At 69.6% G+C, this 12,211-nt stretch carries 16 protein-coding genes; 8 read left to right on the top strand and 8 right to left on the bottom strand.

The features are described from left to right. Together E1298_RS35680 and E1298_RS35675 are read left to right on the top strand one after the other, a co-directional pair. The coding region (locus E1298_RS35680; RefSeq protein ID WP_131901263.1) for a L,D-transpeptidase at positions 1-705 on the top strand (705 nt) is incomplete at its 5' end. Positions 706-773: 68 nt separating this feature from the next. Further along, complete coding sequence (locus tag E1298_RS35675; RefSeq protein WP_243726010.1) at positions 774-1,463, top strand: choice-of-anchor P family protein; 690 nt, start codon at positions 774-776, stop codon at positions 1,461-1,463. 53 nt (positions 1,464-1,516) lie between these two features. Here E1298_RS35675 and E1298_RS35670 read toward each other — a convergent pair whose 3' ends face one another. The 4 genes from E1298_RS35670 to E1298_RS35655 form a co-directional block, all read right to left on the bottom strand. Continuing rightward, positions 1,517-1,858 carry an STAS domain-containing protein gene (locus E1298_RS35670; protein WP_131901259.1) on the bottom strand — a complete coding sequence of 114 codons (342 nt, stop codon included), beginning with the start codon at positions 1,856-1,858 and terminating at the stop codon, positions 1,517-1,519. 99 nt (positions 1,859-1,957) lie between these two features. After that, positions 1,958-2,362 carry an ATP-binding protein gene (locus E1298_RS35665; protein ID WP_131901257.1) on the bottom strand — a complete coding sequence of 135 codons (405 nt, stop codon included), beginning with the start codon at positions 2,360-2,362 and terminating at the stop codon, positions 1,958-1,960. A 99-nt stretch (positions 2,363-2,461) separates the two neighbouring features. Beyond that, positions 2,462-2,716, bottom strand: a complete 255-nt coding sequence (locus E1298_RS35660) for a hypothetical protein (protein ID WP_341770676.1) — start codon at positions 2,714-2,716, stop codon at positions 2,462-2,464. Positions 2,717-2,724: 8 nt separating this feature from the next. Continuing rightward, positions 2,725-2,964 (bottom strand): hypothetical protein, encoded by a 240-nt coding sequence (locus E1298_RS35655; protein WP_207945037.1) that lies wholly within the window; start codon positions 2,962-2,964, stop codon positions 2,725-2,727. A 111-nt stretch (positions 2,965-3,075) separates the two neighbouring features. On the opposite strand from E1298_RS35655, the gene E1298_RS35650 reads away from it, so the two are divergent. The 3 genes from E1298_RS35650 (at position 3,076) to E1298_RS35640 (ending at position 5,490) form a co-directional block, all read left to right on the top strand. Further along, entirely contained in the window at positions 3,076-3,717 is a 642-nt protein-coding gene (locus E1298_RS35650; RefSeq protein WP_131901255.1) for a LysE family translocator, read from the top strand. Positions 3,718-3,799: 82 nt separating this feature from the next. Beyond that, positions 3,800-4,684 (top strand): sigma-70 family RNA polymerase sigma factor, encoded by an 885-nt coding sequence (locus E1298_RS35645; protein ID WP_131901253.1) that lies wholly within the window; start codon positions 3,800-3,802, stop codon positions 4,682-4,684. Between the two features lie 53 nt (positions 4,685-4,737). Beyond that, positions 4,738-5,490: a hypothetical protein gene (locus E1298_RS35640; RefSeq protein WP_131901251.1), complete on the top strand. Its 753-nt coding sequence runs from the start codon at positions 4,738-4,740 to the stop codon at positions 5,488-5,490. Between the two features lie 124 nt (positions 5,491-5,614). Here the strand turns inward: E1298_RS35640 and E1298_RS35635 are convergent, their stop codons facing one another. Beyond that, positions 5,615-6,313, bottom strand: coding sequence for a hypothetical protein (locus E1298_RS35635; protein WP_165975834.1), 699 nt, complete (start codon positions 6,311-6,313; stop codon positions 5,615-5,617). Between the two features lie 631 nt (positions 6,314-6,944). Between E1298_RS35635 and E1298_RS35625 the strand changes: the two genes are divergently transcribed. Both E1298_RS35625 and E1298_RS35620 read left to right on the top strand, forming a co-directional pair. Further along, positions 6,945-7,421: a nitroreductase family deazaflavin-dependent oxidoreductase gene (locus tag E1298_RS35625; protein ID WP_243726009.1), complete on the top strand. Its 477-nt coding sequence runs from the start codon at positions 6,945-6,947 to the stop codon at positions 7,419-7,421. A 97-nt stretch (positions 7,422-7,518) separates the two neighbouring features. Beyond that, the gene (locus E1298_RS35620; RefSeq protein ID WP_131901245.1) at positions 7,519-8,697 is read left to right on the top strand and encodes a serine hydrolase domain-containing protein; all 1,179 of its coding nucleotides are present in this window, start codon (positions 7,519-7,521) and stop codon (positions 8,695-8,697) included. Between the two features lie 140 nt (positions 8,698-8,837). Here E1298_RS35620 and E1298_RS35615 read toward each other — a convergent pair whose 3' ends face one another. The 3 genes from E1298_RS35615 to E1298_RS35605 form a co-directional block, all read right to left on the bottom strand. Continuing rightward, positions 8,838-9,242 (bottom strand): hypothetical protein, encoded by a 405-nt coding sequence (locus tag E1298_RS35615; protein WP_131901243.1) that lies wholly within the window; start codon positions 9,240-9,242, stop codon positions 8,838-8,840. Positions 9,243-9,691: 449 nt separating this feature from the next. After that, positions 9,692-10,741: a tetratricopeptide repeat protein gene (locus E1298_RS35610; RefSeq protein ID WP_131901241.1), complete on the bottom strand. Its 1,050-nt coding sequence runs from the start codon at positions 10,739-10,741 to the stop codon at positions 9,692-9,694. Next, positions 10,714-11,823: an NB-ARC domain-containing protein gene (locus E1298_RS35605; RefSeq protein ID WP_165975833.1), complete on the bottom strand. Its 1,110-nt coding sequence runs from the start codon at positions 11,821-11,823 to the stop codon at positions 10,714-10,716. The genes E1298_RS35610 and E1298_RS35605 overlap by 28 nt, the downstream gene beginning before the upstream one ends. A 182-nt stretch (positions 11,824-12,005) precedes the next feature. On the opposite strand from E1298_RS35605, the gene E1298_RS35600 reads away from it, so the two are divergent. Next, on the top strand, positions 12,006-12,211 hold a 206-nt coding region (locus E1298_RS35600), incomplete at its 3' end, for a transposase (RefSeq protein ID WP_165975832.1).

The raw sequence follows: 12,211 nt of genomic DNA, 5'->3' as shown, positions 1-12,211 counted from the left end.
GGCGGCAAGGGGGCCGGAGCGGCGGGCGGCGCGGCGGGCGGCGCGCCCCGAGGTCCGGCGACCACCACGTTCGCCACCATCCCCGGCCTTCCGAAGGACAAGGCGCCCGCACCCACGACGGACGGCCTGGTCGTGCACCCGGCCAAGCCCGAACCGGTCCTCGACCGGCCCGGCGGGCGTCCCGTCGCCACCCTCCCCACCGAGCAGCTGGGCGGACCCACCTGGGTCCCGGTGGTGGAGACCTCCGGCGACTGGCGGCGCGTGCTGCTGCCCAGCCGTCCCAACCAGGCGAGCGGCTGGATCTCCGGCAAGAGCCCGGGACTGCGCACCGCGCACACGCCCTACACCGTCCGGGTCGACCTCGCCCATCGCAGGCTTCACCTGCAGAAATCCGCGCGCGAGGTGGGCCGGTGGAGCGTCGCGGTCGGTAGCGCCAAGACCCCGACCCCGCCCGGACGGACGTTCGTCATGGCCACGCTCGCCCCGAAGAACAGGACGCCCAGCTCCGTTGTCCTGCCGCTCGGCGTCCACTCGGCGACCCTCGACACCTTCGGCGGCGGTCCCGGCACTGTCGCGCTGCATGGCTGGCCCGACACCTCGGTTTTCGGCAAGGCCGTCACCCATGGGTGCGTCCGAGTGCCGAAGGACGCGCTACAGGCGCTTTCCAAGGTTCCGCTCGGAACCCTCGTGCTCATCACCGGCTGACCGGCGCGACCGCTCGGCCCATCCAGACGATCGGAGACGACACCATCATGCGTTTTACAGGCATCACCATGACAGGACTACTGGCCGCCGGCCTCCTCGCCACGACCCCGGCCACGGCCGGAGCCACTCCTCTCGCTCCCGGGGACGAGGGGTCGGCCTACGGGCTGACCGCGACCGGCCCCGCCGCCGTCGGGCCGGCGCCCGCGGTCTCGTCCGCCTCTCGCGAGGTCAGGAAGAGCGTGCTGCGCGAGGAGCACACGAAGCTGTTCAACGCGTCGGCGCTGAACGCCAGCGCCGCCGCGTCCCAGGCCCGCGCGGGGGTCGCGCGGCTGAACGTCCCGAAGGCGGACATGACGGCGAGCGCCGTGTCGGCCGACTGCGCTCACGGCCAGGGCGCGTCCCACCTCACGAACGCCTTCGTCGCCGGCCGGCGCCTGGACTCGTCCCCGCCGCCCAACACCACCGTCCCCGTCGACGTGGACGGCGTCGGACGGGCCTCGATGATCCTCAACAAGCAGCAGCGCATGCCGGACGGCCGTCTCGCCGTCACCGCGATGGAGCTCACGCTGCCCCGCCCCGAGGGGACGACGCTCCGGGTCGCGTCCGCCACCTGCGGCCGCGGCGGCCGTCCCGCCGGGAAGCCCGCTGGGAGGCCGGCCGGAAAGCCTGCTGGAAAGCCCGCCGGGATGCCCGCTGGGAAGCCCGCCGAAGCGCCCGCCCCGACCCCGGTGGAGCGCGACCTGCCGGTCACCGGCTGATCGGACGACGGCCCGGGAGCACCGCTCCCGGGCCGTCGTGCCTCCCGGGACCGTCAGTGTGCCGGGAGGAGGGCCTGGTCGAGCGTGTCGTGCAGCGCGAAGACCTTCGTGAGCTGCGTGACGTGGAAGACGCCGCGCACCGCGGACGAGCCTCCGGCGAACGACATCGAACCGTTCGCCGCCCCCAGCCGGTGGAAGACGCCGATCATGACGCCGAGGCCGGTGGAATCCAGGAACGTGACCCGGCCCAGGTCGATCACCAGATGGCGGGCGCCGTCCTCGACGAGCCCCAGGAGGAAATCGCGCAGCCGCGGGCTCGTCTCGACGTCGATGTCGCCCCCGACGGCCACGATCGTATGGTCGCCATAACGGCGCTGGTGCACGGTGAAGTCCACGGTAACTCCCGCCCGCGTGGAGATCTCCGGGCAGATTACCGGAGCGCCCCCCGGCGGCCGAAGTGACCGGGCCGAATGGGACGCAAATCCGTCCGCGGCTCAGCTCGCCAGCGATTTCTCGAAATGCACGACCGCACCGTTTCGCGACACACGATCGGCGACGTGCACTTCCTCCGTGAACGCCCGCATCAGATGCAGCCCGCGCCCGTGCTCGGCCAGCGGCGCCGCCGGCGCCCCGTCCCACTGCGCGGGCACGTCGCCCCCACCGCCGTCGATGACCTCGACGACGCAGCGCAGCCCGTCCATCCGGGCTCTCACCTCGTACTCCATCCCGGCAGCCGCGTGCTGGATGACGTTCGCGCACGCCTCGCCCAACGCCAGGGCGATGTCGGCGCGGACCTCGGAGGTGACCCCCAGGCCGCGGAGAGAGGCGTCGAGCGTGTGGCGCACCAGGGGCGCGCTCTCGGCGTTCCTCGGCAAGGTCATTTCGAGGACGACCTTCATACCTACGCCTCCGTTCCTCTAGTGGGCAGATTTCCCCCTCGCACACGGCGGAAACTCCGGCCACCCGCATCCCACCCGAAAATCGTGGCAAACCCGACGTTAATCGCCGATGGCGGCCATCACCTTCGCGCCCTCCCCGGCCAGCTCGGCGAGCGGGAAGCGGCCCAGATCGTGCTGCAGCACCGTCTCCGCCGCGTCCATCGCCGCCTTGGCCGTGATCATGCGGTTGTGCGCCCGCTCGACCTCGCCGAGCCCGATGCAGTCGAAGGCCACCTGCGCGTCGTGAATCGCCATCCGCAGCTGCCTGACGACCTCTTCCATGCCCATCCGCGTCCCCCCGTCCAGCAGATCCACGCCGCACCCTACTGGCCCAGCCACCGGGAAACATGCGCTTGACCTGCGAAGTCGTCGACCGCCTCCACCTGAGCCCGGTCGAGACCCTGATATCCGGCCTCGCGGTTGCGCGCCGCCTGGCCGTCGATCCACTTGCCGTGCGCCTCCCAGGCGGCCTGCTTGCCCATCCCGAGCGCCGCCCCGATCTGCGACCACGACGCCCCCGCCGACCGGACCGACCGGACCGCCGCCCGTAGACGGCCTTGCACGCGATCACCTCGCAGAGCGCCGGCAGCTCCAGCGCCTCCGTCCGCCCGCGCGGGCGCCCATCGACCGCGGTCTTAGCGGCCCGAGTTGGGCGGCCGGTTAGCATGCGGAGCATGATCACGGCCGCGCTCACGTTCGCCGGTGTCGCCATGCTGATCAACATGACGCCGGGTCTGGACACCCTCCTCGTCCTCAGAACGTCCATCTCCGACGGCCGGACGGGCGGGCTCGCCGCCGCGCTCGGCATCCTCACCGGCTGCCTGGCCTGGGGGCTCGCCACGGCCGTGGGGCTGACGGCGGTGCTCACCGCGTCCCATCTGGCCTACGACACGCTGCGGATCTGCGGAGCCGCCTATCTGGCCTGGCTCGGCCTGTCGGCCCTGTGGCGCGCCTGGAGAAAACCGATGCCGGACGAGGCGCCGGCCGTCGAGCGCCCCACCGTCCCAGATCCGCGCGGGCAGTGGGCCGCCTTCCGCGCCGGCCTCGGGACGAACCTGCTCAACCCCAAGGCCGGCGTCTTCTACATGAGCCTGCTCCCGCAGTTCATGCCGGACGACGCGCCCGTCTTCGGCACCACGATGCTGTTCACGGCCATCGACCTCATCGAGCTGGCCCTCTGGTACTGGCTGGTCTCCGGTGCCGCGTCCGCGCTGGGCGAGCGCATCAAGCGCCCGGGCTTCCGCCGCCGCATGGAGCAGATCACCGGGGTCGCCTTCCTCGGCTTCGCCACGAACCTCCTGGTCGAGCGCCCCTGACGGTGATCGACGTCCCCTTTGTCACATCTATGGCTTCCCGGGGGTCACTTCGATGACACCCGCGATCGAGGATTGTGACGTGATGGACGACAACGACTGGTTGATCGCTCGTTTCGAGGAGCAGCGGACGCGCCTGCGGGCGGTGGCCTACCGGATGCTCGGTTCCCTCAGCGAGGCCGACGACGCCGTCCAGGAGGCATGGCTGCGCCTCAGCCGCGCCGACACCAGCGGCGTCGAGAACCTCAACGCGTGGTTGACCACCGTGGTGGGACGGGTCTGCCTCAACATGCTGCGCTCGCGCGGGACGCGCCGCGAGGACCCGCTCGACGTGAAGGCCCCCGACCCTGTCGCCGACCAGGCGGACGGAGGCGACCCCGAGCAGGAGGCGCTGCTGGCCGACTCTGTCGGGCTCGCCCTCCTCGTCGTCCTCGACACGCTGACTCCGGCCGAACGGCTCGCCTTCGTCCTGCACGACATGTTCGCCGTGCCCTTCGACGAGATCGGCCCGATGATGGACCGTTCCCCGACCGCGGCCCGCCAGCTCGCGAGCCGCGCCCGCCGCCGGGTCAAGGGCGGCACCGCGACGCCCGAGCCCGACCTGACCCGCCAGCGCCGCGTCGTCGACGCCTTCCTGGCGGCCTCGCGCGGCGGCGACTTCGACGCCCTGGTCTCCCTGCTCCACCCGGACGTGGTGCTCCGCGCCGACCGGTCGGCCGGCCCCGCCCCCGAACCCCTGGTGATCCGCGGCGCCCACGCCGTGACCAAGCGCGCGTCCGCGGCCTCGGGCCGGGCCCGCTTCTCCCAGCCGGCGCTGGTGAACGGATCGGTCGGCCTGGTCATGGCCCCTCGCGGCCGGCTCTTCCTGGTCCTCGACTTCACCATCGTGGACGACAAGATCACCGAGATCGACATCATCGCCGACCCCGACCGCCTCCGCGACCTGGACCTGGCCGTCCTCGACGCCTAACTGAACGGGGTCGGGGCGATACGAGTGCCGGCGAATGCTTGGACAATGCGTGCATGAGCAGCTTCCCCCGCCGCCCACCGCCGCGCATGTCACGTCGCCGCATCGGAGCAGTGACCCTCGTCCCTTGCCTGGTGCTGACGGGCTGTGCCGGAAGTGACGACACCGCACGACCGTCGTCCACGCCTACCGTCAAGATGCCGGCATTGACTCACACTCCGTCGGTGCCGAAAGGCGATACGACGATACCGCCGACCCAACCGCTACGGCTGACCAACAAGATGACCCGGCCAGGGGCGCGGCTACGGTTCGGGCAGAAGGCGATCGTGCCCATCCGCGAGCATCACCCTTTGCCGAAGAGCTACACCGAGGGCGTGCTGGGCATCGTGGTGCAGCGGATCCGGCAGACCCGCGCCTCCAAAATCAAAGGAAACTTCGATTCCCACGGCACGGCCGTACTGAAGCGAAGCATCGCGTACTACGCCGAGATCGTCATCACCAACGAAAGCGGCAACGCCATGTCGCTGTCGGTTCCCCGTTTCGAGGCCCGGCGCAGCGGCGGGGAGATATCCACTGTCATCATCACCGGCGGAGAGCTGCCCGGCTGCTCGGAGTCCCCGTCCCCCGACTCGTTCGACCACAAGGGCGCCCGCTGGGTGACCTGCGAACTCGCGGTCTCGACACCGTCCGAGCCGCTCCAGGAGATCCACTACATGGCCCCGCCGTACGGCGTGAACGCGCAGCACCCCAGCGACCGGGCACCGAGCTTCAAACAGCACTACGGCCGCGGCGAAATAGTCTGGCACTGACCCCAGCATCAACGCCGACCCAGCGCTGACCTGGGCAGTCGAGCGGTATCGGGCGCAGAGACGGTAGCCGCACGGTGGTCGTCCTAACGCGCCGCCCCCACCGCGCCCATGGCGGAGGCAGGGATCAGCGAAGCAGTGTGTTGCGCAACGTAATCCCGTGCAGGAGGCGCAGTCTGCGGAGTTCGTAGTAGGCGAGGGCGGACACCGTCACCGGCGGCCCCAGCAGCAGCGCCACGGCCAAGGTCCCCGGCACTCCTTTGTAGGGGTCGGTGAACAGGTTGACCGCGACGATCACCCAGGACGCCGACACGCTCACCAGGGGCGGCACCACCTCGTGGATGTCGGCCGTCCGGAACACGTTGGTCAGTGACAGGACGATGCCGTAGATGGCGAAGGGGAGCATCCAGACGAACAAGACGACTCCGGCGGGGATCAGAACCATCGGCCCGGCCGCTTCGCGCAGGCCGCTGAACTCGGGCGCGGCCGCGAGCACGAAGGTGAACATGGAGCCGAACATCGCCCCGACCGCGATCAGCGGGTAGCGGACCCGGCGCGCGAACGCGCCCCGGTTCGGTGGCCGGGCGGCCAGGATGAAGGCGCCCACGACCAGCGGCAGAGCGCAGGTGAGGATCAGGACGTTGATCCAGGCGTCATTGAACCGCTCACTCGCCATCTCTTTGGGAGCGGCGGCTCTGTAGACCACGGCGACGGCGAGCGTCACCACGATGCCCGCCCACGCACGGGCGACCTGCAACCTCCGGACGCGCGAATCGACGATCAGGTCCGGTCGGGAGGGCCGGAACGCCGCCCGCGCGGCCAGCAACGGGTTCAGCTTCCGCAGAATCCGTCCCGCGCGGGTCGGCGGACGCGGCGGCGGGGGCGGCTGCGGCCCCGGCTGCCAGGGCGGTCGCGGCGGGTAAGGCGGGTAAGGTGGAGGCGGGCCTTGCCGCCAAGGCGGCCCTCCGTGTCCGTAATGAGGCGGCGGAATGGGGGGCGGCCGCCGCCCACCCTGTCCCCACGGCGGGCCAGCGGGACCTGTCACAAAGAGCTCCTCAGGGGTCGCCGCCGACTCCCGGAATACGTTCCCGGAGGTCGGCTCGGGGGACATTGTGCATGATCTACGGTCACAGCGAAACCCGAATACGACACGTCCCTTTGAGGGAGAACTCAAGATCTTTTAGCGGTCCACGCTTTCGTGATCCTTCTGCCGAATGCCGAGGACATTTCCGCGTCCGACACCCCTTGCGGGCCGGCTGCACAGGCTGGGACGTCCCGTACGTCCCAGAACCCCGCGATCGGCCCCTTCGTCCAGCAGTCTGTCGTGTTTGAGTCGAGGTCCTGACCTCAATGCGCATCGCGGTTGGCCCAGTCGCGGGGAACGAGACGGGCGGCGTCAGCGAACCGGTCAGGAATCGAGAAGCGCCCATGACCTGGCCCCGCCTAGCGTGACCGTCATGGACATCAAGTCGACCGACCGGAGGCCACCGATGACGCAGGCAGACCGCAAGCCCGGGGCGTTCTCACGATGGATGCAGCACCGAATGAACGCCCGTATGAACCGCAAGATCCGACGTGGCCGCGGCACGTTCATGAGCATGGACGTCCTCGTCCTGCACACGGTGGGTCGCCAGAGCGGGCAGCCGCGGGAAACGCCTGTGGCGTGGTTCGCCGATGGCGAGGACGCCCGGCTGATCGTCGCATCGGGCGGCGGGAGCCGGCACCCGGACTGGTACGCCAATTTGATGGCGCGCTCCGACCAGGCCGCGATCGAATTGCCCGGCCGCGACGCAATGCCGGTGACGCCGCAGCGGCTCGACGGCGCCGACCGCGAACAGGCATGGCAGCGCATCGCCGCCGCCCAGCCCCGCATCGCGAAGTACCAGAGCAAGTCCGATCGCGAATACCCGGTGATCCGGCTCACCCCGCGGTGACCGCATACGCCGGCGTTCACTCCTCTTCGGGAGTGAGGCCATGGATGGCTCGCGCGATGGATGTGCCGTCGGTTTGCCGATACATATCGTGCGGCCCATGATCACAAGAAACATGGTGCTGGGGGGTGCGGCGACGGTCGCACTGGCCTTGACGGTAACGGCTACCGCCGGCCCGGCGAAGGCGGACGGCCATACCGGGCTGCGGCAGGCGGTGGAACGCCTCACCGAGCCGGACGGGGCTCCGGGCGCGCTCGCGGAGGTCAACGACCGGAACGGCCGCCTGGTGATCACCAGTGGCGTCGCCGACATACGGACGGGCGCACCGGTGAATCCCCGCAGCCGCTTCCGGATCGGCAGCCTGACGAAGCCGTTCGTCGCCACCGTGGCGCTCCAACTCGTCGGCGAGGGACGGATCAAGCTCGACGCACCGGTGGAGCGGTACCTGCCGGGGGTGGTGCGCGGCGCGGACAACGACGGGCGGGAGATCACCGTCCGCCAGCTGCTCCAGCAGACCAGCGGGCTGCCGGACGTCCTGAAATTCCTGCCCCCGCAGGAGATCCTCAAGGACCCGCTCCGGCACTGGGAGACGCGTGACCTGGTGAATATCGCCCTGCAGCACCCCCGGAACTTCACCCCGGGCGAGAAGTGGGGCTACTCCAACACCAACTACCTGCTGGCAGGAATGATCATCGAGAGCGTGACCGGACACCCCTACGGCCGGGAGATCCGTCGGCGCGTGATTCACCCGCTCGGGCTGCACGACACCTTCGTGCCGAACGACGCCCCTGCCATCCCCGCGCCGCACCCCCGGGGCTACGTGCGTCCAGAGTCAGACCTGGTGGACATCACCCGTCTCAACCCGACCGTCGGCGGAGCGGCAGGCGGGATGATCTCCAGCGCCTCGAACGTCAACCGCTTCCTGGCGGCGCTGCTCCGCGGACGCCTTCTGAAGCCGGCGCAACTGCGCGAAATGCTGGACGCCCGTCCCACAGGACGCGCGTCAGAGTCCAAGTACGGCCTGGGGTTGCAGTGGCTCCCCGTCAAGGACTCCCCCACCTGCAGTGACGGCTACTGGGGACACGACGGCGACATGCTCGGATTCAGCACCCGCGCGGGCACCACGATGGACGGCAGGCAGGCCACCGTCATGGTCAACCTCAAACCGGGCGGCGGACCGGCCCTGGACGACGCCATGTCCAAGATCCTCCCCATCGCCCTGTGCGGCAACTACTGTAACCCGTCCCGCACCGATCAAGACCGCATGGACGGCATCTGACGCCACGCCGACGACCAAGGCGTGAAAGGTCCAGGCCAGACGATCACACGCCTGGCCTGGGCCACAGTGCCGGCGATTGCCCTGGCCGGACACGCCTTCGACAGAGCTCAACTCCATGGCTTGGGGCCAACGCGCGCTCGTCAGTCCGGAAGCCAATATCCGTCACGCTCCTGAAGCAACCGCCGCGCATCCTCCTCGGCTCGACGCGTATCCTCCTCGGCCCGACGCTTGATTTCGGCCTCCTGATCGGCGACCTGACGCATGCGCTCGTCCTCCTGCCCACCGGTCTTTCCCACAGCCCAATCTGCGCGGACGCGGCTCCGGGTTCGCTCTTGGTTGGCCGCCCAAATGGCATCACGCCTGGCAGCCCGGCGCTCTGCGACCAGACGCTCACGCTCACGCCTCTTCTTCAGCCTCCTGCGGCGACCGATCAAGTCAATACATATGGCCGACGGGAAGAGGATGGCCAGCGCGACAAACAGTTCCGGGTGCCAACCGAAGAAAATAGCCCAGCCAACTGCCGCCCAAAAGACGATCCAGACCATCGCAGCCTCCCAGGATGACCTGCCAGAAGAGCCGCAACAACGGTTTCACGGTAGAGCCGGGAGGGCTCCCGCACCCGGCTGGACCGCCGTCGCCCACCTGAGCTTCCCGTCCGCCGTCGTCCCGCGCTCCGCGCCACCGAACCAGAGCGGCAACAAACGACAGCCTCTCCCAACCCCCGAGCATCCTGGGCCCAGAATCAGACGTCCGAAGGCACTGCCTCGCCTCACTTCACCCAGACAACTCCGTCACGCCCCAGCAGCTCGTTGACGACCTGATCCTCTGGTCACCTTGCGCGCATGATCGCGCCCTTCCCTCACCACCGAGACCGAGCAGCCGCCCTCACCGCGCTCCCCGGCAACCACGACTCCCTCTAGCCAACCCGGCGCCGCAGGCTATGTGCGCCACTCCGTGCCTGTGGTACTGCATTTGTGTGCCGTACGGTTCTGGTTCAGTCCGGGACTCCGAACAGATCTTTCAAGTGGTCGGCGTACTTCTGCAGTGACCGTGTTGTGGGGTGCTGTGTCCCAAGCGCAGCCAATGCGCATTGTTCAGCTCGGGCGATCGCTGCGAGTGCTTCGACGGCCCGCCCCAAACCACGGTATGTGGCGGCCAGGTTCCCCAACCAGGTCGCGACGTCGGGGTGATCAGGGCCCAGCACCGTCTCGGTGATGGTCAACGCCCGCTCGAACAGCGGCAGTGCCTCAGCCGGCCGCCCCAGTGCCCGGTGCGTGGCGGCCAGGTTCCCCAACCGGGTCGCGACGTCGGGGTGATTCGGGCCCAGCGCGGCCTCGGCGATAGCCGACGCCCGCCGCTCCAACGGCAGCGCTTCGGCCGCCCGCCCCAACGCGCGGTGTGTAGCGGCCAGGTTGCCCAACCCGATGGCGACATCGGGGTGATCAGGGCCCAGCGCGGCCTCGGCGATAGCCAACGCCCGCCGCTCCAACGGCAGCGTCTCAGCCACCCGCCCCAACGCGCGGAGCGTGACGGCCAGATTCCCCAGCCCGAGGGCAACGCTGGGATGGTCAGGGCCCAGCGCGGCCTCGGCGATAGCGACCGCCCGTTGGTCCAATGGCAGCGCTTCGGCCGCTCGCCCCAGCGCGCGGTGTGTGGCGGCCACGTGCCCCAGCCCGATGGCGACCTCGTGGTGATCAGGGCCCAGCGCCGCCTCCGCGATGACCAGCGCCCGTTGCTCTAATGGCAGCGCTTCGGCGGCCCGCCCCATTGCGCGGTGTGTGGCGGCCAGGTGCCTCAGCCGGGTGGCGACGTCGGGGTGATCTGGGCCCAGCGCGGCCTCGGCGATGGTGGCTGCGATGGTGAGCATGGCGTTGGCACGTTGATACTCGCCCTGCGCGATCAGGAACAGCCCCGTCTGGTTGAGCACTTGGCTGAGCTGCTCTGATGGGTGGGACGAGGCAGAGGCGGTGATCGCTTCCACATGGACGACCAGGGATCGCCAGACGGGCCAGCCGGTCACATCGGAGTCGGGGTCGTCGGGCATGGTCGTTTGGAGCCAGTTGAGGGCAAGGTCACGGGCCGCGCTGTGTGCGTGATCTTCGCTGATGTCCTGGGCTTGGGACAGGACGCGGCTCGGGTAAGGCGGTGCATCGCCACCACCTCATCGGTCAGGTCGACCATGCTGTGGGAGGCCAGGACTCCTAACGCTGCGTCTGCCGCCTCGGTGGCCTCCTCGTCCCTACCGCCCAGTATCAATCGAGGAACGTCCGCAGGCGCGTACTGCGCCAGTACCGAAACAAGTTCGGCCGCCTCCGGGGCCTGCTCTTGGAGGGTTTCCAGGGTGATGTCCCACAGGCGAGCGATGGTGGCCTGGGCCTTGTCACCGTCGGCGGCCTTGGCGTAGTAGCGGGCCGGATGCTGTTGCAGCAACCCCAGATAGCGGCCCAACGTGATGCGGGTCTGACGAATGTAGGCGGCGGCCTGGTCCAATGCCAGCGGCAGATACCCCAGTTCCCGGGCGATCACCGCAGCCGTCTGCCGGTCGTTTGGGGCGGTGCGTCCGGTGATGGTGGTGATCAGTTCGGCGGCTGGTCCCGGGGCGAGCAACCCTAGCTGCAAGGTGCGCGTGGTGCCGGGCCAGCGCACATCCCGGCGACTGGTAATCAGCGCATGCCCACCCTCCAAGCGCCCCAACAGCCCGGCGACATGGGCTGGGTCGGTGACGTTGTCCAACAGCAGTAACCATCCCGGATGGGCCCGCAACCAGCCGACCGCCCACGCGGCGGCATCCTCGGTCGTCGCAGCCCGCGCGGCATCGTGGACCAGTTGATGGGTCAACCCGGCCAACCCGGCCTCGACCTGTTGGGGGCTCTCGGCGGTCACCCACCACACCGCCTCATACCGCGTCCGGGCACGGTGGGCGTACTGCAACGCCATCTCCGACTTGCCCACCCCGCCCATGCCGTACAGGGCCTGCGTCACCACCACCGTCTCATCGGCGGCGGCCAACACCTGTTCAAGCCGCTGGTAATCGTCGTGGCGTCCGAGGAACACCGGCGTGGCCGGGCGCGGCAATCCGACTATCCGCGCGGTGGGCCGCACCGTCTCCGGCGCTGGAAGCGACACCGCAGCCTGGGTGATCTCATCGCCGGTCTTGACGGTGCCGAGGTTGACACCGACCCCTGGCGACCGGGGCCCTGAAGTCTGCAGTGCGCTTCCCCTGAGATCGTGGAGACCGAATCTGAAGAGAAGGTTGAGTCGTGGGAGTCAGGAAGCGCGGGTTTGACCCGGAGTTCCAGGCGGGAGCCGTGCGCATCGTTCGGGAGACCGGCAAGCCCGTCGCGCAGGTCGCGCGGGACCTGGGGATCAACGAGTACACGCTCCACAACTGGGTGAGGCTGGACCGTGAGCACAACGGCGAGGCCGGTGGTCAGACCGGGGGTGGTGCGTTGAGCGGGTCTGATCGCCAGGAACTGGCCGGGCTGCGGCGGCTCAAGGCCGAGATGGCCGGCGA

The sequence above is a fragment of the Actinomadura rubrisoli genome, from assembly GCF_004349215.1.
Lineage (GTDB): Bacteria > Actinomycetota > Actinomycetes > Streptosporangiales > Streptosporangiaceae > Spirillospora > Spirillospora rubrisoli.
This window is presented reverse-complemented; position numbering and strand designations above follow the sequence as displayed.